The sequence below is a fragment of the Streptomyces iakyrus genome, assembly GCF_000717055.1.
Taxonomy (GTDB): domain Bacteria; phylum Actinomycetota; class Actinomycetes; order Streptomycetales; family Streptomycetaceae; genus Streptomyces; species Streptomyces iakyrus.
The window spans coordinates 166329-186158 of sequence record NZ_JNXI01000019.1 but is presented as its reverse complement, the minus strand read 5'-3'; the positions used below and the strand labels follow the sequence as shown (position 1 = coordinate 186158).

The 19830-nt window shown below is 70.8% G+C and carries 22 protein-coding genes; 11 read left to right on the top strand and 11 right to left on the bottom strand.

Annotated elements, in window-relative coordinates; all coding sequences use genetic code 11:
- Positions 1-46: 46 nt before the first annotated feature.
- Positions 47-3277 (bottom strand): S41 family peptidase, encoded by a 3231-nt coding sequence (locus OO68_RS28935; protein WP_033312117.1) that lies wholly within the window; start codon positions 3275-3277, stop codon positions 47-49.
- Between the two features lie 155 nt (positions 3278-3432).
- Here OO68_RS28935 and OO68_RS28930 point away from each other — a divergent pair, with 155 nt between their 5' ends.
- Both OO68_RS28930 and OO68_RS28925 read left to right on the top strand, forming a co-directional pair.
- Positions 3433-4032: a TetR/AcrR family transcriptional regulator gene (locus tag OO68_RS28930; protein ID WP_033312116.1), complete on the top strand. Its 600-nt coding sequence runs from the start codon at positions 3433-3435 to the stop codon at positions 4030-4032.
- 98 nt (positions 4033-4130) lie between these two features.
- Positions 4131-6332, top strand: coding sequence for an MMPL family transporter (locus OO68_RS28925; protein WP_033312115.1), 2202 nt, complete (start codon positions 4131-4133; stop codon positions 6330-6332).
- A gap of 62 nt (positions 6333-6394) precedes the next feature.
- Here OO68_RS28925 and OO68_RS28920 read toward each other — a convergent pair whose 3' ends face one another.
- The gene (locus OO68_RS28920; RefSeq protein WP_033312114.1) at positions 6395-6796 is read right to left on the bottom strand and encodes an ATP-binding protein; all 402 of its coding nucleotides are present in this window, start codon (positions 6794-6796) and stop codon (positions 6395-6397) included.
- A gap of 137 nt (positions 6797-6933) precedes the next feature.
- Here OO68_RS28920 and OO68_RS28915 point away from each other — a divergent pair, with 137 nt between their 5' ends.
- Both OO68_RS28915 and OO68_RS28910 read left to right on the top strand, forming a co-directional pair.
- A complete protein-coding gene (locus OO68_RS28915) occupies positions 6934-7779 on the top strand; it encodes a helix-turn-helix domain-containing protein (protein WP_033312113.1) in 846 nt (281 codons plus the stop codon).
- Positions 7776-7961, top strand: a complete 186-nt coding sequence (locus tag OO68_RS28910; RefSeq protein ID WP_033312112.1) for a DUF397 domain-containing protein — start codon at positions 7776-7778, stop codon at positions 7959-7961. Before OO68_RS28915 ends, OO68_RS28910 begins: the two co-directional genes overlap by 4 nt.
- 21 nt (positions 7962-7982) lie before the next feature.
- Here OO68_RS28910 and OO68_RS28905 read toward each other — a convergent pair whose 3' ends face one another.
- Positions 7983-9125, bottom strand: coding sequence for a glutathione-independent formaldehyde dehydrogenase (locus OO68_RS28905; protein ID WP_033312111.1), 1143 nt, complete (start codon positions 9123-9125; stop codon positions 7983-7985).
- Positions 9126-9215: 90 nt separating this feature from the next.
- Here OO68_RS28905 and OO68_RS28900 point away from each other — a divergent pair, with 90 nt between their 5' ends.
- Positions 9216-9401, top strand: coding sequence for a hypothetical protein (locus tag OO68_RS28900; RefSeq protein WP_033312110.1), 186 nt, complete (start codon positions 9216-9218; stop codon positions 9399-9401).
- Between the two features lie 129 nt (positions 9402-9530).
- Here OO68_RS28900 and tnpA read toward each other — a convergent pair whose 3' ends face one another.
- Positions 9531-9959, bottom strand: coding sequence for an IS200/IS605 family transposase (gene tnpA / locus OO68_RS28895; protein WP_078625504.1), 429 nt, complete (start codon positions 9957-9959; stop codon positions 9531-9533).
- Between the two features lie 40 nt (positions 9960-9999).
- On the opposite strand from tnpA, the gene OO68_RS48815 reads away from it, so the two are divergent.
- From OO68_RS48815 to OO68_RS28875, 5 genes are all read left to right on the top strand, one after another.
- Positions 10000-10347 (top strand): hypothetical protein, encoded by a 348-nt coding sequence (locus tag OO68_RS48815; protein WP_063739345.1) that lies wholly within the window; start codon positions 10000-10002, stop codon positions 10345-10347.
- Positions 10254-11033, top strand: a complete 780-nt coding sequence (locus OO68_RS42490; protein ID WP_063739344.1) for an RNA-guided endonuclease InsQ/TnpB family protein — start codon at positions 10254-10256, stop codon at positions 11031-11033. Before OO68_RS48815 ends, OO68_RS42490 begins: the two co-directional genes overlap by 94 nt.
- Positions 11030-11545, top strand: coding sequence for a YbaK/EbsC family protein (locus tag OO68_RS28885; protein WP_033312150.1), 516 nt, complete (start codon positions 11030-11032; stop codon positions 11543-11545). Before OO68_RS42490 ends, OO68_RS28885 begins: the two co-directional genes overlap by 4 nt.
- Entirely contained in the window at positions 11542-12387 is an 846-nt protein-coding gene (locus OO68_RS28880; protein WP_033312108.1) for an EamA family transporter, read from the top strand. Before OO68_RS28885 ends, OO68_RS28880 begins: the two co-directional genes overlap by 4 nt.
- A gap of 72 nt (positions 12388-12459) precedes the next feature.
- The gene (locus OO68_RS28875; protein ID WP_033312149.1) at positions 12460-12735 is read left to right on the top strand and encodes a DUF1876 domain-containing protein; all 276 of its coding nucleotides are present in this window, start codon (positions 12460-12462) and stop codon (positions 12733-12735) included.
- On the opposite strand, the gene OO68_RS28870 is transcribed toward OO68_RS28875, so the two are convergent.
- The 6 genes from OO68_RS28870 to OO68_RS28845 all read right to left on the bottom strand — a co-directional run bounded on the left by OO68_RS28870 (position 12732) and on the right by OO68_RS28845 (position 17532).
- The gene (locus tag OO68_RS28870) at positions 12732-13895 is read right to left on the bottom strand and encodes a serine hydrolase domain-containing protein (RefSeq protein ID WP_033312107.1); all 1164 of its coding nucleotides are present in this window, start codon (positions 13893-13895) and stop codon (positions 12732-12734) included. The two genes, OO68_RS28875 and OO68_RS28870, sit on opposite strands and share 4 nt — an antisense overlap.
- Positions 13896-13928: 33 nt before the next feature.
- Positions 13929-14375, bottom strand: coding sequence for an organic hydroperoxide resistance protein (locus OO68_RS28865; RefSeq protein WP_033312106.1), 447 nt, complete (start codon positions 14373-14375; stop codon positions 13929-13931).
- Between the two features lie 102 nt (positions 14376-14477).
- Positions 14478-14939, bottom strand: a complete 462-nt coding sequence (locus OO68_RS28860; protein WP_033312105.1) for a MarR family winged helix-turn-helix transcriptional regulator — start codon at positions 14937-14939, stop codon at positions 14478-14480.
- 10 nt (positions 14940-14949) lie between these two features.
- The gene (locus OO68_RS28855) at positions 14950-15717 is read right to left on the bottom strand and encodes an energy-coupling factor ABC transporter ATP-binding protein (RefSeq protein WP_033312104.1); all 768 of its coding nucleotides are present in this window, start codon (positions 15715-15717) and stop codon (positions 14950-14952) included.
- Entirely contained in the window at positions 15705-16466 is a 762-nt protein-coding gene (gene cbiQ, locus OO68_RS28850; protein WP_033312103.1) for a cobalt ECF transporter T component CbiQ, read from the bottom strand. Before cbiQ ends, OO68_RS28855 begins: the two co-directional genes overlap by 13 nt.
- A gap of 1 nt (position 16467) precedes the next feature.
- Entirely contained in the window at positions 16468-17532 is a 1065-nt protein-coding gene (locus OO68_RS28845; RefSeq protein ID WP_033312102.1) for an energy-coupling factor ABC transporter permease, read from the bottom strand.
- A 168-nt stretch (positions 17533-17700) separates the two neighbouring features.
- On the opposite strand from OO68_RS28845, the gene OO68_RS28840 reads away from it, so the two are divergent.
- Positions 17701-18066 (top strand): SsgA family sporulation/cell division regulator, encoded by a 366-nt coding sequence (locus OO68_RS28840; protein WP_033312101.1) that lies wholly within the window; start codon positions 17701-17703, stop codon positions 18064-18066.
- A 40-nt stretch (positions 18067-18106) separates the two neighbouring features.
- On the opposite strand, the gene OO68_RS28835 is transcribed toward OO68_RS28840, so the two are convergent.
- Positions 18107-19774, bottom strand: a complete 1668-nt coding sequence (locus OO68_RS28835; protein ID WP_033312100.1) for a penicillin-binding transpeptidase domain-containing protein — start codon at positions 19772-19774, stop codon at positions 18107-18109.
- Positions 19775-19830: the final 56 nt, after the last annotated feature.

Here is a 19830-nt window from a genome sequence, read left to right as displayed (position 1 = left end):
GCGTCCCCGTGCGGGGCGCCCCTTTCAGCTGTCCGGGCCCGGGCGTTCACGTCCGGGGCGGCAGCTTCGGACGGGAGCGGTCCGGTACGTCGCTGTAGGTCGGCGGCGTCGCCGGCGGGTTGCTCTGAAGCAGTCCGAGCGCCAGCTCCACCGCGTCGGCCAGCTGGGCGTGCCGTCCCTCGGCCCAGTCCAGCGGGGTGCGCAGGACGTCGATGTCGGGGGAGACGCCCTTGTTCTCCACCGACCAGCCGTAGGCGTCGAACCAGGCCGCGTTCATCGGCACCGTGATCACCGTGCCGTCGCCCAGCTCGTGCCGGCCGGTCATGCCGACCACCCCGCCCCAGGTGCGCTGCCCCACGACCGGGCCGAGCTTCAGCAGCTTGAACGCGGCGGTGATCATGTCGCCGTCGGAGGAGGTCGCCTCGTCGGCCAGGGCCACCACCGGGCCGCGCGGCGCGTTCGAGGTGTACGACACCGGCTGGGCGTCGCGGGTCAGGTCCCAGCCCAGGATCGTCCGGCTCAGCGTCTCGATGACCAGCTCGCTGATGTGACCGCCGGCGTTGCCGCGCACGTCCACGATCAGGGCCGGCCGGGACACCTCCATGCGCAGGTCGCGGTTGAACTGCGCCCAGCCCGAGCCGCCCATGTCGGGGATGTGCAGGTAGCCGCAGCGTCCGCCGCTCAACTCGCGCACCACCGCCCGGCGTTTGGCCACCCAGTCCTGGTAGCGCAGCGGCCGCTCGTCGACGAGCGGGACGACGGCGACCCGCCGGGAGGGGCCCGTGCCCTCCGCCGGGTCGAAGGTCAGCTCCACCGTCGTACCGCCCGCGCCGGCCAGCAGCGGGTAGGGGCCCGCGTCCGGATCGACCGGGCGGCCGTCCACATGGGTGAGGACCGCGCCCTCCCGGATTCCCGAACCGGCCAGCGGGGAGCGGGCCTTGGAGTCGGAGGAGTCGCCGGGCAGGATCCGCTTCACGGCCCAGCCGCCGTTCCTGCGGACGAGGTTGGCGCCCAGCAGGCCCTGCCGGCGCTGGTAGTGCGGCGGGCCCTCGTTGCGCCGGGCCGCGGTGACGTAGGCGTGGGACGTGCCCAGTTCGCCGAGGACCTCACGGAGCAGGTCGGCGAACTCGTCGGGGGAGGCGACCCGTTCGACCAGGGGGCGGTACTGGTCGAGCACCCCGTCCCAGTCGATGCCGCACATGCCCGGATCCCAGAAGTGGGCCCGGATCAGCCGCCCGGCCTCCTCGTAGGACTGCCGCCACTCCGCCGCCGGGTCGACCGTGTGCAGGATGCGGCGGGCGTCGATCCACACGGTGGAGTCGCTGTCGCCCTGCTCATGGGACGGGACCGCGCGCAGCTCGCCCTCGTCGACGATCACCAGCCGGCTGCCGTCGCCGCTGACGGCGAACCAGTCGAGGTGCTGGGCGAGTTCGGTCTTCCTGGCCTTGGTGATGCCGAAGTGCTCCAGGGTCGGCCGGCCGGTGGTGTCGTCGGGGTTGGCGAACGTCTCGCCGAGGGCGCCGGAGATGGGCCAGCGCAGCCAGACCAGCCCGCCGCCCGCCACCGGGTGCAGCGCGGAGTACTTGGAGGCGGCCACCGGGAACGGCGTGACGCGGCTCTCCAGCCCCTCGACCTCGACGGTCACGGCCCCGTTGTCGGCGTTGTCGTCGTCCTCCACCGGGTCCAGGCCCCCGGCGGCCGGGCGGCCCTCCGGGTTCACCGCGAACGGGGAGGGCGTCGCGGAGGACAGCGGCACGAGGTAGGGGCGGCAGCCCAGCGGGAAGGACAGGTCGCCGGTGTGCACGTCGTAGACGGGGTCGAAGCCGCGCCAGGACAGGAAGGCGAGGTAACGGCCGTCGCGGGTGAAGACCGGGTTCTCGTCCTCGAAGCGGCCGTTGGTCACATCGACGATCAGCCGGTCGGCGAGCCGGGCCATCTTGATCTGCCGCAGGGTCCGCCCGATGCCCGGGTGGGACCAGGTCAGCCACGCCCCGTCCGGGGAGAACGCGAGGTCGCGCACGGGCCCGTTGACCGACCGGATCAGTTCGGTGACCTGCCCGTCGGAGTCCTCCGTGACGTCGACGAGGAGGAGCCGGCCGTCGTGCGACGCGACCGCCAGCCGCTCGCCCTCGGGGTCGGAGACCAGTTCGCGCACCCGGCCCAGCGCGCCCGGGGCATGACGCCGGGGTGCCCGCTCACCGCTCGCCCGGGGCAGGGAGGCGATCTCGATGGCGTCCTCGCCCTCCGCGTCCGTCACGTATGCCACCCGTCCGCTCGCGCCGAGCATCTCGGGCAGCCGCACCCGGACGCCGGGGGTGTCGGTGAGGGTGCGGGCGGGGCCGTCCCGGTGGGTCAGCCAGTACAGGCTGCCGCGCACCACGACGGCACTGGCCCGGCCGGTCTCGTCGACGGAGAGCCCGTCGAGGTGCCGGGACGCCGCCACCTGGTAGGGGCGCCGCCCGGCCCGCGGCCCGCTGAGGCGTACGTCCAGGCGGCGCGGTCCGGAGTCCGGGGAGAGGTCGTCGACGATCCACAGGTCGCCCGCGCACTGGTACACCACCCGGGTGCCGTCGCTCGCGGCGTGCCGGGCGTAGAAGGCGTCGTGGTCGGTGTGCCGGCGCAGGTCCGAGCCGTCGTAGGCGATGGAGTAGAGGTTGCCGACGCCCTCGTGGTCGGAGAGGAACGCGATGCGGCCGCCGGTGAACATCGGGGAGTGCAGATGGCCGCCGAGGCCTTCGAGCAGCCGTTCGCCGTGCAGCCAGAGGCGGCCCGTGGCCCCGCCGCGGTAGCGCTTCCAGGAGGCCGGTTCGTGCGGCGGGGTGCCGGTGAGCAGCAGGGATCTGCGCTCGCCGGCCACGTCGGCGACCTGGATGTCGGAGACCGGCCCCCAGGGCAGTTTGCGGCCCGGGTCGCCGTCGGGGGAGATCTTGTAGGCCCAGGTGAAGAAGGAGAAGGGTTCGCCGTGCGAGGCCACGGCCAGGATCTCGCCCTCCGGGGTCCAGCCGCAGACCCGGGTGTCGGCGCTGCCCCAGTGGCTCACCTGGCGGCCCGGGCCTCCGTCCACGGGGACGACGTGGACCTCGGGCACCAGGCTGCGCCAGCTCGTGCAGGCGATGTGGCGGCCGTCGGGCGAGAAGCGGGGGTGGCCCAGCTTGGTGCGGTCGACGGTGATCCGCCAGGCCCGGCCGGGGGCGTCGAGCGGGGCGAGCCAGAGGTCGTCCTCGGCCACGAAGCACAGCAGGTCGTCATGGAGGTGCGGCAGACGCAGATAGGTCACGTCCTCATGCTTTGCCGAGGGACGGACCAGGGCAACTCAAGGCAAAAGCATGTCCGTGACCCAGCACACGTACGAAACGGTTTCGTTTTCATAAGTGGTGCGCTACATTCGTGGCGTACGAAACCGTGTCGTTCGGAGTCAGGAAGGTGAGCGAGATGACTGAGGTCGCCGCCGCGCGTCGCAGTCGGATCACCCCCGAGCGTGAGGCCGAGCTCTACGCGGCCGTGCTCGACCTGCTCCGCGAAGTCGGCTACGACGCCCTCACCATGGACGCCGTCGCCGCGCGCACCCGGTCCAGCAAGGCCACCCTCTACCGCCAGTGGGGCGGCAAGCCCGAGCTGGTGGCGAAGGCGATCCGGCACAACAAGCCGGGCAGCATCGCCGACATCGACACCGGCTCCCTGCGGGGCGACCTGCACGCCCTCACCTCCCGTGAGGACGACTGCACCATGCAGCAGAACGCCGCGCTGATGCGGGGCCTGTTCATGGCGGTGCACGCCAACCCCGACCTCCTCCAGGCGTTCAAGGAACTCCTCGTGGAGCCGGAGATGGCGGAGTTCCGCCGGGTGGTGCAACGGGCCGTCGACAGAGGCGAGGTCCGCGCCGACTGCCCGGCGCTGGACTACGTCGTCCACATACTCATCGGCGCGTTCGCGACGCGCACGCTGATCGACGACCAGCCGCCGACACAACAGTTCCTCATCTCGTACATCGACGCCGTGGTCCTCCCCGCCCTCGGCGTGCCCTCCGAGTAGTCCCCCTCAGCCAAGCCCCTACCTGACGTATCCGCTCACGTCGTCGGGCCGATCACCCCTGCCCTCAACACCCCACGACTGACCGGGAGTACGCCCTCGTGGCCACTTTCCTCTACAAACTCGGCCGGCTCTCGTTCCGGCGGCGGCACTTCGTCGCCCTGATCTGGGTGGCCCTGCTGACCCTCGCCGGTGTCGGCGCGGCCGGCGCCCCCGCCGCGGGCAACAGCTCGTTCTCCATCCCCGGCACCGAGGCCCAGAAGGCCTTCGACCTGCTGGAGCAGCGCTTCCCCGGCACCAGTGCCGACGGAGCCACCGCACGCGTCGTCTTCAAGGCGCCGAGCGGCGAGAAGATGACCGACCCGGGCAACAAGGCGACGGTGAAGGAGACCGTGAAGGAGCTGTCCGACGGCTCCGAGGTCGTCCGCGTCACCGACCCGTACCAGGCGAAGGCCGTCAGCAAGGACGGCACGATCGCCTACGCGCAGGTCTCGTACAAGGTCTCCGGCATGGAGCTGGACGACGCGGCGAAGGACGCCCTCAAGGACAGCGCGCAGGACGCGCGTGAGGCCGGGCTGACCGTCGAGATCGGCGGTGACGCGCTCCAGGCCGTCCCGCACACCGGCTCCAGCGAGATCATCGGCATCGCGGTCGCCGCGGTCGTCCTGGTCATCACCTTCGGCTCGCTGGTCGCGGCCGGGTTGCCGCTGCTGACGGCGCTGATCGGCGTGGGCATCGGCGTCTCCGCGATCACGGGTCTGGCCAGTGTGCTGGACCTCGGCTCGACCACCTCGACCCTCGCGATGATGATCGGCCTGGCCGTCGGCATCGACTACGCCCTGTTCATCGTCTCCCGCTACCGCGCCGAACTGGCCGAGGGCCGCGAGCGCGAGGAGGCGGCGGGCCGGGCCGTCGGCACGGCGGGCTCCGCGGTGGTCTTCGCGGGCCTGACCGTGGTCATCGCGCTGGTGGGCCTGTCCGTCGTCAACATCCCGATGCTGACGAAGATGGGCATCGCGGCGGCGGGCACGGTGGCCATCGCGGTGCTGATCGCCCTGACGATGGTCCCGGCCCTGCTCGGACACGCGGGCCGCAAGGTGAAGCCGATGGGGGAGAAGGGCAAGCTCCTCGGCCGTGCGAAGAAGAAGGACCAGCCGGCCAAGCCGAACCTGGGCGCGCGTTGGGCGAGCTTCGTCGTCCGCCGCCCGGTCGCCGTCCTGCTGCTCGGCGTCATCGGTCTCGGCGCGGCCGCCGTCCCGGCGACCTCCCTCGAACTGGGCCTGCCCGACGACGGCTCCCAGCCCACCTCCACCACCCAGCGCCGCGCCTACGACCTGCTGTCCGAGGGCTTCGGGCCGGGCTTCAACGGCCCCCTGATGGTCGTCGTCGACGCGAAGGACAGCGACGACCCCAAGGCGGTCTTCGCCGAGACCGGCGACGAGATCAAGGGCCTGAAGGACGTCGTCACGGTCACGCCCGCGCAGCCCAACAAGGCCGGTGACACCGCCACCATCACCGTCATCCCCGGCTCCAAGCCGTCCTCCGTCACCACGGAGAACCTGGTGCACGGCATCCGGGACGCGGGCGCGGGCATCAAGGCCGACACCGACGCGAACGTCCTGGTCACCGGCAGCACGGCGATGAACATCGACGTCAGCGAGAAGCTCAACGACGCGCTGGTGCCGTATCTCGTGCTCGTCGTCGGCCTGGCCTTCCTCCTGCTGATCGTGGTGTTCCGCTCGATCCTGGTCCCGCTGAAGGCGGCCCTCGGCTTCCTGCTGTCGGTGATGGCGGCCCTCGGCGCGGTCGTCGCGGTCTTCCAGTGGGGCTGGCTGTCCGGCCTGATGGGCGTGGAGCAGACCGGGCCGGTCATGTCGATGATGCCGATCTTCATGGTCGGAGTGGTCTTCGGCCTGGCGATGGACTACGAGGTGTTCCTCGTGACCCGGATGCGGGAGGCCTACGTTCACGGCGAGAAGCCCGCGCAGGCCGTGGTCACCGGGTTCCGGCACGGCGCGCGGGTCGTCACCGCCGCCGCGGTCATCATGATGGCCGTCTTCGCCGGCTTCATCGGCTCGTCCGAGTCCATGGTCAAGATGATCGGCTTCGGCCTCGCGATCGCGGTGTTCTTCGACGCGTTCGTCGTCCGCATGGCCATCGTCCCGGCCGTCCTGGCCCTCCTCGGCCGCAAGGCCTGGTGGCTGCCGAACTGGCTCGACCGCGCGCTGCCCAACGTGGACGTGGAGGGCGACGGCCTGCGCACCGCCTCCGGCGACGACGACAGGGAACTGGTCCGCGTCTGACGGGCACGTACGAGGACCGGCCGGTGAGGGCACTGTGGGGACGGTGCGCCCTCACCGGCCCTTCACCTGGGCACGTCGACCTCGGCCCACACCGTCTTGCGCGGGTGCGGGCCCGGGGTCACGCCCCAGCGGCCGGCGAGGGCGGCCACGACGAGGAGGCCCCGGCCGGTGGTGGCGTCCGGGGCCGGCCGGGCGGGGTGCGGAAGCCGGTCACCGCGCGTGTCCGTGACCTCGATACGCAGGGTGCCGCCGACGACGTAGAGCGTCAGCCGGAAGTCCCGGCCGGGGACGCGCCCGTGGGTGGCGGCATTGGTCGCGAGCTCGGCCACGATCTGCCCGGCAGGGTCCGACGGCAGTCCCCACGCGCGGAGTTGCTCCGTGGCGAGGAGCCGGGCGAGCCGGGCTCCTCTGGGAGTGGGGGAGAGCAGAAGGCTGAGGTTGCGGATGGCGGTCTCCTGGTTCATGTGACTCAGCGTGGCGGAGTCCGCGCCCGGTGATCAGCGGCAGCGCGTGTGCGTACCGCTACTGTCCGGGACCTGTCTCGTGCTGTCTCGGCTGTCCCGGTCGTTGTACGGGTACGGCTGCGCGATGGAGGTGGGGCATGAACGAGGCTGTCGACGAGGCCGGCTGGGATGTCGAGCCGGGCGACGAGATCGAGCCGCTGGTCCAGGCGGTGGGCAAGCTGCTGAAGGTGTGCCGGGAGGCGGCGGGGATGCGGGTCGCCGAGCTGGGCGAGGTGCTCGGCTACGGCGAGGACATGATCCGCAAGATGGAGCGGGGAGCGCGGATTCCCCGGCCGGAGTACCTGGACAGGGCGGACCAAGTGCTGAACGCCCAGGGGCATCTGAGGGCGTTCACGAAGGAGATGGAGAGGGCTCGGTATCCCAAGCGAGCTCGCGAACTGGCCCAGTTGGAGGAGAGGGCGGTGGAGATGTCGCTCTACAGCACGCATCACATCCACGGCCTGTTGCAGACGCCCCAGTACGCGGGGGCGATGTTCGAGAACCGACTGCCGGCGCTCTCGCCAGACGTGGTGGAACGCGCCATCGCAGCACGGGTCGCTCGGAAGTCCGTCTTCGATCGAGACCCTGTTCCCGCTTTGAGTTTCGTCCAAGAACAGGTGACGCTCGAACGCCCTCTCGGGGGCAAAATGGTGTTGCGTCGACAACTCGAACACCTGCTGGAGGTGGGTGAGTTGCGGACCGTCTCGCTCCAAGTGATGCCAACTGATCGTGAGGAGCATGCCGGTATGCATGGGCTGATCGAAGTGCTGAGGTTCTCGGACGGCACAGGGGTCGGGCGTTCCGACGGTGCGTTCAACGGCCGCCCCGTCTCAAGCCCCCGGGAGCTCAGGGTCCTTGAACTGCGCTATGGGATGATCCGGGCGCAGGCTCTCTCTCCGAGAGAGTCGCTGGCCTTCATTGAGCAAGCGCTGGGGAGACTATGAGCGCCACGGAACTCCACTGGGTCAAGAGCAGCTACAGCAGCGGACCAGACCCCGGCGACTGCGTAGAGGTCGCCCACACCCCCGCCACGATCCACGTCCGGGACTCCAAGACCCCGGGGACCCCCCACGTGACGGTCGCCTCCGCCACGTGGGAGTCGTTCCTCGCGTACGTCACCGAGTGACAGCCGGCCCGGCCGGTCCTCCTACGCTGCCTGCGGGTGGAGGACCACCTTCGTGTAGCCCTCGACGCGCTTGTCGAACTTCTCGTACGCCGACGATGCCTCGTCGAGCGGCAGTTCGTGCGAGACGACGAAGCTGGGCTTCGCGCGGTCCTCGATGATCATGTCCCGCAGGTGGCGGTTGTACCGCTTGACGTTGCACTGCCCGGTGCCCAGGCGGAGCCCCTTCTCGAAGAGGCGTCCGACGGAGACCATGAGCATGCCCTTCTTGGACTGCTCGTCCGGGCCGCCCGGATCGCTCGGGACGTACAGGCCGGGGATGCCGAGCGCACCCGTCGGGCGGACCGTTTCGACCAGGGAGTTCAGAACGATCGCCGGTTCCTCGCGGTCCTCGCCCTGTGCCTGGGCCTGGTAGCCCACCGCGTCGATGCCCTTGTCGGTCCCCTCGCCGCCGGTCTGCTCCTTGATCTGCTCCGCCGGGTTGCCCTGGCTGAAGTCGATCGGGACCGCGCCGATCTCCTCGGCCTTCTGGAGACGTTCCGCCACCCGGTCGACCACGAACACCTTGCTCGCACCGCGCAGCATCGCCGAGTAGGCGGCCATCAGCCCGACCGGACCGGCGCCGTACACGGCGACCGAGTCACCGGGGCGCACGTCGGCCAGTTCGTTGCCGTGGTAGCCCGTCGGGAAGATGTCCGCGAGCAGCACGAAGTCGGTCTCCTTCTCGGTGCCCTCCGGGAGCTTCAGGCAGTTGAAGTCGGCATACGGGACCCGGACGTACTCCGCCTGGCCTCCGGTATAGGGCCCCATCGCCACATAGCCGTAGGCGCCTCCCGCGAAGCCCGGGTTCACCGTCAGGCAGAAGCCCGTGAAGCCCGCCGAACAGTTCTTGCAGAACCCGCAGGCCACATTGAACGGCATGACCACCCGGTCGCCCTTGCTGAGGGTGGTGACCCCCTCTCCTGTCTCCTCGACGACGCCGAGGTTCTCGTGGCCGAACACGATGCCCGGCTCCGCGGCCGTGCGGCCCTCGTACATGTGCAGGTCGGAGCCGCAGATGGCCGTTGATGTGACCCGGACGAGCACATCGTTCGGGTGCTGAATCCGTGGATCCTCCACTTGCTCTATCGCTACCTCGAAGGGCCCCTTGTATACGACAGCCCTCATCGTCAAGCACCTCCGTCTGTGCCGTGGCTCATATACCAGGCTGGTGCATGATGAGACGATTTGCACGCAGAGAAGAAAGGAAGTAGGGCTTTGTCTCGTCGTATCGGCACACTTCTCGTGGCAGTCTCCGGACTGTCCGGCACCACCTACCCGGTCGGGACCCGCGTGGCCATCCAGGGCACCGGCGGATCCGTCGACGGTTTCGTCGACGGCGACTGGCTGCCGCTCGCCTGGTGGGAGTTCGCAGACGTCCGGCCGGAGGACGCCGCCGGCTGAAACGGTCTCGCTTGTCCTCTACCTTTGATCTTGCGCAGTGCTCCCCCGTTCACGGGGAGGTGAAGCGCATCTCAATACTGCTCTGGCCTCGGCTTTGGGCACGGATCTGCGCTGTTGGATGCAGCCAGGTCACACGGGGCGCTGCTGGTTCTCGATGTACTGGCGTACGACGGTCAGTGGTGCCCCGCCGCAGCTTCCGGCGAAGTACGAGCCGGACCAGAAATGTCCGCCCCACAGGTACCGGCGGACATGCGCGTCGTACTCCTTGCGCAGGTAGCGGGAGGAGACGCCCTTGAGGGAGTTGACCAGTCTGGAGAGCTGGACCTTCGGGGGATAGTGCACCAGGAGGTGCACGTGGTCCTCTTCGCCGTTGAACTGTTTCAGCTCGGCCTCGAAGTCCTGGCAGACCTCCCGCATGATCTCCTCGCACCTGGTCAGCATGGCGTCCGTCATGGCCTTGCGCCGGTACTTGGTGACAAACACCAAGTGGACGTGCAGGTTGTAGACAACGTGGCGGCCCGGGCGTACATCGGGATTTGGATTCCACCGTGGTGACATGAGCCAAATGGTATCGTGATCGAGTGACCACGGAGCGTGCATGGGAGAAGCGGCAGTTCGGCATCGTGCCCGACTCGCGCTGACCCCTGCGCAGATCCGGCTCATGGACGAGCAGGCGCACGCGGCCCGCACCCTGTGGAACCTGCTGCACGACTGGTGGACGATGCTGCCCAAGGACAAGCGTTCCCTGGCCGCAGCGGACACGGCGATCCGCCGGGCCCGAGGCGAGATCGACTGGCTCGCCGTCCCGCCAGCCCAGGCCGCGCAAGCGGTACTGAAGACGTACTTCCAGGCATGGAAGAACTGCTGGGACGGCCGCGCCGACGCGCCGAACTTCAACGCCCGCCCCGCCTCCCCGACGGGAGGGCCGACCGGGACAAGTGGCTGAACCCGCGGGAGAAGGCCAAACTGCTTGGCCTGGAACAACGCGCCGCCCGGCGCAAGCAGCACCGCCGGCGCGGGGAGAAGACCTCCCGCCGACTGCGGCACACCTACGACCAGATCAAGCAGCTCCGCGCAACAGCCACGCGCCGCGCCGTTGACTGGCAGCACAAGACCACCACCAGCATTGCCAAGCGGTACGGCACCGTCGTGGTCGAACAGCTCACCATCAAGAACATGGTCAAGTCCGCCAGGGGCACCATCGAGGAACCCGGCAGGAACGTCGCGCAGAAGTCCGGCCTGAACCGCTCCATCAGCCAGGAGGCATGGGGCCGCACCGTGACGATGCTGACGTACAAGACCGCCCGTCACGGCGGCACCCTGCACAAGGTCCCCGCCCCCGGCACCTCCCTGCGCTGCTCAGCCTGTGGTTTCACCACACCGGGCAGCCGGGAGGACCAGGCCACGTTCGTGTGCAAGAACCCCGACTGCGGATGGTCCGGCAACGCCGACTGGAACGCGGCCCGGAACGTCCTGCACCTGTACCGGATGGGCCACGCGCTCATCCCGGCTGCCGGGAGGGCAGTCGTCAGGCGTCCCCGTGGCGTCAAGCCCGCCACCGCAAAAGGTAGGCAGGAATCTCCCTCGACGAGGGAGAGCACTTCAGACGTACCGCTAGCGTGCAGGGCATGACGACGACAGCCGCCACCGACGCCGAGGGCTCCGGAGCCCACCCCCGATTCGCCGAGGCCCTGCGGGAGCTCGGACTCGGGGATCTCGTGGGACAGGTCCGCCGGTTCCCGGACGCCACCCGTACCGCCGCCGAGGCCGCCGCCGCGATCGGGTGCGAGCTGAGCCAGATCTGCAAGTCGTTGATCTTCGCGGCGGACGGCGTTCCCGTGCTGGTGCTGATGGACGGGTCCTCCCTGGTCGACCTCGAACTGGTCCGCAAGGAACTCGGCGCCGACAAGGTCACGCGGGCCAAGGTGGACGTCGTACGGGAGACCACCGGGTACGCCATCGGCGGTGTCCCGCCCTTCGGGCACCGGACCAGGACCCGGGTGCTCGCCGACCGGTCCCTGCTGGAGCACGACGTCGTCTGGGCCGCGGCCGGGACGCCGTACGCCGTGTTCCCCATGGCCCCCGAGGACCTCGTGGCCCACGCCGGCGGCACCCTGGTGGACGTGCGCGAGCGCACCGCGTGACTCCTCTGGTCACGGCCGCCGTCCTGCTCGCCGCCGTCACCCACGCCAGCTGGAACGCCATCGCCCACAAGATCACCGACAAGCTGGCCGGCTTCACGCTGATCTCGGGCGGCGGGGTCCTCATCGGGCTGGCCCTGGCACCCTTCGTGGCGTTCCCGGCGGCCGGGGCGTGGCCGTACCTGCTCGCCTCCGCCGCCGTCCACATCGTCTACTACGCCCTACTGATGAAGTCCTTCCGGCTGGGCGACTTCGGGCAGGCCTACCCCATCGCCCGGGGTACCGCTCCGCTGGTGGTGACCCTGCTCGCCGCCCTGTTCGCGCACGAGGTGCCCGACGGGTGGGCCGCCGCCGGGATCGCCCTGTCCTGCGCGGGGCTGACCGGCGTCGCCCTGTGGGGACTGCGCGGGCGGCGGCCCGACTGGGCGGCGATCGGAGCGGCCCTGGCGACCGGGCTGACCATAGCGGTGTACACCGTCCTCGACGGTCTCGGCGTACGGGCCTCCGGGTCCTCCCTCGGCTACATCGCCTGGCTGATGGCGGTGCAGGGAGTTGTCATCCCCGCCTACGCGGCATGGCGCTGGCGCGGCGACACGGTTGCCCTGCTCCGGCCCTTCGCCGCGGTCGGGCTGCTCGGCGCCGCGCTGTCCGTCGCCGCCTACGCCCTCGTCCTGTGGGCCCAGACCAGGGCCGAGCTCGCGCCCATCGCGGCCCTGCGCGAGTCGTCGATCATCGTCGGAGCGGCGATCGGGGCCGTGTTTTTCAAGGAGAGATTCGGCGCGCCGAGGATCGCGGCGGCCGGGCTGCTGGTCGTCGGCATAGGGCTGATGCTGCACGCCGGATAGGGGCCCGTCAGGCGGGTGCGTCCGGCTCGCGCGAGGAGCACCCTGGAACTAAGCGTTCCGGAGGTGATCGTCATGATGCACACCACTGTGGGGTGGCACGTCGAGATGGAGTTCACGGAGGACGACCAGCACACGCGGGCGGCCGCGATGGTCCGTCTGCCCGACGGCACCGAGGTACGGGCGCACGGCCACGCGAGCCGGCACCGGACCGACGCCAATCAGCCGAGGGTCGGGGAGGAGATCGCCGGCGCGAGGGCGCTCAACGAACTCGCCATGCAGTTGCTGACCAAAGCCCACGAGGAGATTGACCAGGCGTCCGGCAGGACCTCGCATCCCATCCATGTCTAGAGGCTCAGTGCGCGCCGCACGGCCCGCACCAGCCCCTGCGCCCGCGGGTCCGCCGTTACCGTCTTGCGGAAGCCGTTGGTGACGTAGCCGAAGGCGATCCCCGTCTCCGGGTCGGCGAAGCCGAGGGCGCCGCCGCGGCCTGGGTGGCCGAAGGAGCCCGGCGTGAGGAACGGCGACGCGCTGCCGTGCAGCATGTAGCCGAGGCCGAAGCGGGTGCCGACCACCAGGACCCGGTCGGGGCCCGCCGACTCCTCGGTCCGGGCCAGGTCCACCGTCTCCGGGGTGAACAGGCGCGTGGCGCCGGCCGTGTCGCCGATCAGGGTCGCGTAGAAGCGGGCCAGTCCGTCCGCCGTCGCCACGGCGTTCGTCGCGGGGAGGGCCGCCGCGCGGTAGGCGGGGTCGTTCTGGTCCGGGAACGGGGAGATCGCGGCGAACGCCCGGCGGGTGAGGGAGGCCGGGTCCTCGTAGGCCTCGGTGACCGAGCGCTTGGGGCGGGCCCGCAGACCTCCGGTGGGCTCGGCCCCCTCGACGCGGCCCACCCGCCCGGCCCGGCCGGCCTCCGACTCCGGCAGGCCCAGCCAGAGGTCCAGCCCCAGCGGGCCGGTGACCTGGGAGGCGAGCCACTGTCCGGCGCCCTGCCCGGTGACGCGCCGCACGAGTTCGTCGAGCAGCCAGCCGTAGGTGAGGGCGTGGTAGCCGTGGTCGGTGCCGGGCTCCCAGACGGGGGCCTGCGCGGCGACGGCCTCCGGGCCCTTCAGCGGGTCGAGCGCCTCCTGCGGGGTGAGCGGCCGGTCCAGGACCGGCAGCCCGGCCCGGTGGTTCAGCACGTGCCGGACCAGCACCCGTTCCTTGCCCCGCGCCTTGAACTCGGGCCAGTAGTGCCCCACCGGAGCGTCCAGGTCCAGCTGTCCGCGCTGGTGCAGCAGCAGGAGTACGGCGGCGGCGACCCCCTTCGTCGCCGAGCGCACGACCTGGGCGGTGCCGCGCTCCCAGGGAGCCGTGCCGTCGACGTCCTTGGTGCCGCCCCACAGATCGACGACCTTGTGCCCGTCCCGGTAGACGGCGACCGCCGCGCCCCGGTCCCCGAGCGTCGCGAAGTTCCGTACGAACGCTTCCCTGACCGGCTCGAAGCCCTCGGCGACTGTGCCGTTCACGTCCACGTCGGTACCTCTCGTCTTGCGGGCCGTTCCCCTCTAGCCAAGCAGGATGGTCACGTCGATGTTCCCGCGGGTCGCGTTCGAGTACGGGCAGACCTCGTGGGCCGCGTCCACCAGCCTGGTCGCAAGGTCGGCGTCGACGACCGGCAGGGAGACGCTGAGGGCGACCGCGAGGCCGTAGCCGCGCTGCTGGTTGGGGCCGATGCCGACCTTCGCGGAGACCGTGGAGCCGGTCAGGTCGTAGCCCTCGCGGTTGCCGACGAGGATGAGGGCGTTGTGGAAGCAGGAGCTGTAGCCGGCCGCGAAGAGCTGTTCCGGGTTGGTGCCGTTACCGTCGCCGCCGAGCTGCGGGGGCATGGCGACCTTGAGGTCGAGCTGTCCGTCCTGGCTGGTGACATAGCCTTCGCGGCCACCGTGGGCAGTGGCCTCCGCCACGAACATGATCTTCGTCGGGCGGGTGTCGACGGCGGGGCCGTCCGTCATGCTGTCCTCCACCGGAACCAAGTGCGCACAAACACATCGTGCACAAGGTACTGGCCGGTAACTCCCTTGTCATGCCCAGGGGGTGGCAACCGCGGGTAACCTTCAGCGGGCCCGGGCCGCCGCCGACTCAGCCCGCTCGGCCAGCCGCCACAGCTCTGCACGCAACCGCCCGGCCTCCGTGCCGTCGAGCCCCGTCGCCGCGACCAGTGCGCCGGGCACCCGCCCCGCCCGCTCCCGGAGTTCCTCCCCGCGGCCCGTCACGGCCACGAGCACCGACCGCTCGTCCCGCGCCGACCGCTCACGCCGGACCAGACCGGCCGCCTCCAGCCGCTTCAGCAGCGGCGAGACCGTGCCGTAGTCGAGGCGCAGGGCCGCGGCCAGCTCCTTCACCGTCGTCTCGCCGCGCTCCCAGAGGACCAGCAGCACCAGGTACTGGGGGTAGGTGAGGCCCAGCTCGTCGAGGAGCGGGCGGTACGCCGCCGTCACCGCGCGCTGGGCGGCGTACAGCGCGAAGCACAGCTGGTCGTCCAGCAGCGGTGGTCCGGTGCTCTCCTCGTTCGTCACGCGGCCATTGTCACGGACGGGCCGGAGCCGCCGGGACGGAACGCGGATCGAAACCGAACGGCAGCTCCAGACGGTGGGCCCGCATCAGCTCCTCGTCGGAGAGCAGCTCGCCGGTCGGCCCGTCGGCCGCGATCACCCCGTCGCTGAGGATCAGGGAGCGCGGGCACAGCTCCAGGGCGTAGGGCAGGTCGTGCGTGACCATCAGCACGGTCACGTCCAGGGAGCGCAGGATGTCCGCCAGTTCGCGGCGCGAGGCCGGGTCGAGGTTGGAGGAGGGCTCGTCCAGGACGAGGATCTCCGGCTCCATCGCCAGCACGGTCGCGACGGCCACCCGGCGGCGCTGGCCGAAGGAGAGGTGGTGCGGGGGCCGGTCCTTGAACTCCGCCATGCCGACCCGCTCCAGCGCGCGCTGCACACGCTCCTCCAGCTCCGGCCCCTTCAGCCCGGCCGCAGCGGGCCCGAACGCCACGTCCTCCCGGACCGTGGGCATGAACAGCTGGTCGTCCGGGTCCTGGAAGACGATGCCGACCCGGCGCCGGACCTCGGCCATGTTCCGCTTGTCCACGGGCAGCCCGGCGACCCTCACCGTGCCGGCGCCGCCGGTCAGGATGCCGTTGAGGTGCAGGACGAGGGTCGTCTTGCCGGCGCCGTTCGGCCCGAGCAGCGCGACCCGCTCGCCGCGCGCGACCGAGAAGTCGACGCCGAAGAGGGCCTGGTGCCCGTCGGGGTAGGCGAAGGCGAGGCCGGAGACCTCCAGGGAAGCAGTCACAGGGTCCATCCCAGCAGACAGACGAGCAGCGCGGCGCAGGGGAGGGCGAGGGCGTACGACCACTGCGCCCGGGACGCGGTCACCTCGTCGATGACGGGCATGGAGCCGGCGTAGCCGCGGCTGACCATGGCCAGGTGCACCCGCTCGCCGCGTTCGTAGGAGCGGATGAAGAGCGCGCCGGCCGACTTGGCGAGCACGCCCCAGTGCCTGACGCCCTTCGCCTCGAAGCCGCGGGACTCCCGGGCGATCCGCATGCGGCGCATCTCCTCGGTGATGACGTCGCCGTAGCGGATCATGAAGGACGCGATCTGCACGAGCAACGGCGGGAGTTTGAGGCGCTGCAGGCCCAGCAGCAGTTCGCGCAGCTCGGTCGTGGCGGCCAGCAGCACCGAGGCCGCGACGCCGAGCGTGCCCTTGGCGAGCACGTTCCAGGCGCCCCACAGGCCGTTCACGCTCAGGGACAGGCCGAGGACGTCGACCCGCTCGCCCTCCGCCACGAACGGCATGAGCACCGCGAACGCGACGAACGGCACCTCGATCAGCAGCCGCCGGAGCAGGAAGCCGGCGGGCACGCGTGCGACGCACGCGGCGGCCCCGAGCAGCACGGCGTACAGCCCGAACGCCCACATCGCCTCCCGCGGCGTCGACACCACGACGACCACGAAGGCGAACACGGCGGCGAGCTTGGTGTGCGGCGGCAGGCCGTGCACGGGCGAGTGCCCGTGCCGGTACAGCTTGTGCGCGTGCCCGGCTCCCATGTCAGACGCTCGTCGCGCTCGTGGTCTCCGACGGGGACGCGTCGTCCGTCCTGCGGCGGCGCACCGCCCAGAACACGCCGGTGCCCGCGACGACCGTGACGCCCACACCGATGACACCCGCAAGCCCCCCGGACAGACGGGCGTCGTCGACGTCCTTGACGCCGTAGTCGGCGAGCGGGGAGTCGGCCGTGGAGTGCTCCTCGGTCTTCTTGTCGATGCCGTGGTCGGCGGCGACCTTCTCCAGGCCGTCGGGGTTCGCCGAGGCGTAGAAGCTGACGAACCCGGCCAGCACGAGGGAGGCGACCAGGCCGGCCGCCCACACCTTGCGGTGCGAGGTCCGCGCTGCGGCGGGCACGGGCTCGGGCTCGGCGTCGGGGGCGTCGACCAGTTCGCCGTTCACCCGCAGCTTGAGCTTCTGCGTCAGCCCGCGCGCCCCGTACACCAGGTCCGGGCGGACGGCGATGACCGCGCCGACGGTCAGTGCGGTGATCACGGCCTCGCCGATGCCGATCAGGACGTGCACGCCGACCATGGCGGTGGCGACCTTGCCGATCGAGACGTCGGTGGTGCCGCCGATCGCGTACATCAGCGTGAAGGCCAGCGCGGCGGCCGGGACGGAGACCAGGGCCGCGACGAAGGCGGCCGCGGTGACCGACCGGCGGGTGCGGGGCAGCACCTTCACCAGGCCGCGGAAGAGGGCGTAGGCCACGACCGTCGTGACGATCGCCATGTTGGTGATGTTCACGCCCAGCGCGGTCAGACCGCCGTCCGCGAACAGGATGCCCTGCATCAGCAGGACGACGGAGACGCACAGCACCCCGGTGTAGGGGCCGACGAGTATCGCCGCCAGCGCACCGCCCAGGAGATGGCCGCTGGTCCCCGCGGCCACGGGGAAGTTCAGCATCTGCACGGCGAAGATGAACGCTGCCACGAGCCCGGCCAGCGGCGCCGTGCGCTCGTCGAGTTCGCGGCGTGCGCCGCGCAGGCTCACGGCGATGGCGCCCGCGGCGATCACGCCGGTGGCGGCGGAGGTGGGCGCGTTGATGAATCCGTCAGGTACATGCACCGTTCGATGATGTGGCTTGATGCGAACGATTTGCAAGAGCGTGACGCTCGTTTTATCTCACCCGTGATATATCCGGCTCCGGAAGCGCAATCCGGAAAATATGCGACATTGGAGAGGGAGTGGACGCACGGTTTCCACTCGGATTGCGCACGGTGAAGGGGCTGTCCGATGTCCGTAGTCGAGCAGTACGCGCGAGCCCACATCGTCTCGGACGCGGCCGTGCCGCTCGTCGACGAGCTGGAGGCGGTTCCGGTCACCCTGCGGTACGACCCCGACCACGACCCCCGGAAGGTGCGCATGGCGCTGCCGGGCGCCGCGGGACGCGAGTGGGTGTTCAGCCGCGAGCTGCTGGAGGAAGGGCTGCGGGCCCCCGCCGGGAGCGGCGAGGTGCGGGTGTGGCCGTGCGGCCGGGTGCAGGTCGTGGTGGAGTTCCACTCCGCGCAAGGGGTGTCGGTGGTGCAGTTCGAGCGGCAGGCGCTGCTGCGGTTCCTGCGGCGGACGTACATGGCCGCCGCGGAACCCGTGACCCACTGACCTCGTTCCCCGGCGGGTTCAGCCGCCTTCCCCGGCGGGTTCAGCCGCCCGCCTTCAGCAGGGCCGCCACGATCGGACCGGCCGTCGAACCGCCGTGCCCGCCCTGCTGGACCACGCCCGCGGCGGCCAGGTCGCCCCGGTAGGCCGTGAACCAGCCGTTCGGCTTCTTCTGCCCGTCGACCTCGGCGGACCCGGTCTTCGCCCCGACGTCGCCGCCGACCCCGGACATCGCCTCCGCGGCCGTGCCGTACGCGGCGGTGTACGCCATCAGCTCACGCAGCTGGGACAGGGTGCTCGCCGGCATCGTGCGCGCGGCCTTCGCCAGCTTGCGGCCGTCCACGTCCGGGGAGACCAGGTACGGCTGGTGGAAGGTGCCGGACTTGACCGTCGCCGACACCGACGCCATGTTCAGCGGGTTCATGCGGACCCCGCCCTGCCCGATCAGCGAGGCACCCATCTGGGCGGCCGACTGCACCGGCACCGCGCCGTCGAAGGACGGCACACCGATGGCCCAGTTGTTCAGCCCCAGGCCGTAGACCTGCTGGGCCTCCTTGGTCAGGTCGTCGTCCTTCAGCTTGGGGGCCTGGCTGATGAAGGCCGTGTTGCAGGAGCGGGCGAAGCTCGCCTTGAACGTGCCGTTCTTGATCTGGAACTTGTCGTCGTTCTGGAACTTCCAGTGCCCGTACGTGAAGTACTTCGGGCACGGGTGCTTCTTGTCCGCCGAGGCCAGGCCCTTCTCGATCAGCAGCGAGGAGGTGATGACCTTCATCGTGGAGCCGGGGGCCAGGGAGCCCTGGAAGGCGGTGTTGAAACCGGGGGAGGCGTTGGCGGCGGCCAGGATCTCGCCGGTCGACGCCTGCAACAGGACCACGGACGACTTGGCCTTCTTGGCGACCTGCTGCTCGGCGGCCTTCTGGAGGGCCGGGTCCAGCGTGGTCTTCACCGTGCCGGGCGTGCCCTCGCTCAGCTCCAGCAGGGTCTTGTCGGAGAGGTCCTTCGCCTCGGCGGCCTTCCCGCGCACCACCCGCAGTTCGATGCCGGCCTTGCCGCCGGCCTCCTTGCCGTACTTCTCGCGCAGGCCGTCCAGGATCGGGCCGATCGAGGCGTACTTCTGCTTGGTCAGTTCGCCGCCGTCCCGGTCGAGCGCCTTGACCGGGGGCGTGCCCGCCGCGCCGGTGACCAGGGTGTCGCCGTCCCGCAGATCCGGGTGGACGACCGCCGCGTGCCAGTCGACCAGCGGCTTTCCGTCGGCGGCGCGGCGCACGACGGTCAGGGCGCTCTTGTACGCCAGCGGCTTGTCGGTGCCCTTGTAGGACACCGTGCCCTTGACGGAGAAGGGCACCTTGGCGCCGGTGGGCCTGCCCGGGGTGAGGGTGACGTCCTTGATGCGGGCGTCCTTGGTGTAGCCGGTGAGCAACGACCGGGCCGCGGAGGTGTCGTCGGTGGCCGCGGCGGCCCGGTCGACCTTCTGTGACTGCCAGGCGGTGAGGAAGGCGCGGGCGGCGGTGGTGACTTCGGCCGGGGACAGCGGGCCCGTCTTCACCTCGGGCTTCTGGTCCGACGCCCGCGTCCCGTCGTCGGCGGCGGCGCCACCGCCGTACAGCGCGTAGGCACCGGCCCCGGCGCCCACGACGACCACGGCGATCATCCCGCCGATCACGGCGGGTCCGGTCTTCCGTCGCTCGGCGACGCGCCTTCTGTTGCCCACTGCTGTCCGTTCCTCCGAGATTCCCCAGGGTCCCCGTCGCCCTCAGCCGTCCCATG

Excerpts from the sequence above, each read along its gene's own strand:
- OO68_RS28930 (WP_033312116.1), top strand. The coding sequence starts at position 3,433 with ATGACTGAGGTCGCCGCCGCGCGTCGCAGTCGGATCACCCCCGAGCGT.
- OO68_RS28920 (WP_033312114.1), bottom strand. The coding sequence starts at position 6,796 with ATGAACCAGGAGACCGCCATCCGCAACCTCAGCCTTCTGCTCTCCCCC.
- OO68_RS28915 (WP_033312113.1), top strand. The coding sequence starts at position 6,934 with ATGAACGAGGCTGTCGACGAGGCCGGCTGGGATGTCGAGCCGGGCGAC.
- OO68_RS28910 (WP_033312112.1), top strand. The coding sequence starts at position 7,776 with ATGAGCGCCACGGAACTCCACTGGGTCAAGAGCAGCTACAGCAGCGGA.
- OO68_RS28905 (WP_033312111.1), bottom strand. The coding sequence starts at position 9,125 with ATGAGGGCTGTCGTATACAAGGGGCCCTTCGAGGTAGCGATAGAGCAA.
- tnpA (WP_078625504.1), bottom strand. The coding sequence starts at position 9,959 with ATGTCACCACGGTGGAATCCAAATCCCGATGTACGCCCGGGCCGCCAC.
- OO68_RS48815 (WP_063739345.1), top strand. The coding sequence starts at position 10,000 with ATGGGAGAAGCGGCAGTTCGGCATCGTGCCCGACTCGCGCTGACCCCT.
- OO68_RS42490 (WP_063739344.1), top strand. The coding sequence starts at position 10,254 with ATGGAAGAACTGCTGGGACGGCCGCGCCGACGCGCCGAACTTCAACGC.
- OO68_RS28885 (WP_033312150.1), top strand. The coding sequence starts at position 11,030 with ATGACGACGACAGCCGCCACCGACGCCGAGGGCTCCGGAGCCCACCCC.
- OO68_RS28875 (WP_033312149.1), top strand. The coding sequence starts at position 12,460 with ATGATGCACACCACTGTGGGGTGGCACGTCGAGATGGAGTTCACGGAG.
- OO68_RS28865 (WP_033312106.1), bottom strand. The coding sequence starts at position 14,375 with ATGACGGACGGCCCCGCCGTCGACACCCGCCCGACGAAGATCATGTTC.
- OO68_RS28855 (WP_033312104.1), bottom strand. The coding sequence starts at position 15,717 with ATGGACCCTGTGACTGCTTCCCTGGAGGTCTCCGGCCTCGCCTTCGCC.
- cbiQ (WP_033312103.1), bottom strand. The coding sequence starts at position 16,466 with ATGGGAGCCGGGCACGCGCACAAGCTGTACCGGCACGGGCACTCGCCC.
- OO68_RS28840 (WP_033312101.1), top strand. The coding sequence starts at position 17,701 with ATGTCCGTAGTCGAGCAGTACGCGCGAGCCCACATCGTCTCGGACGCG.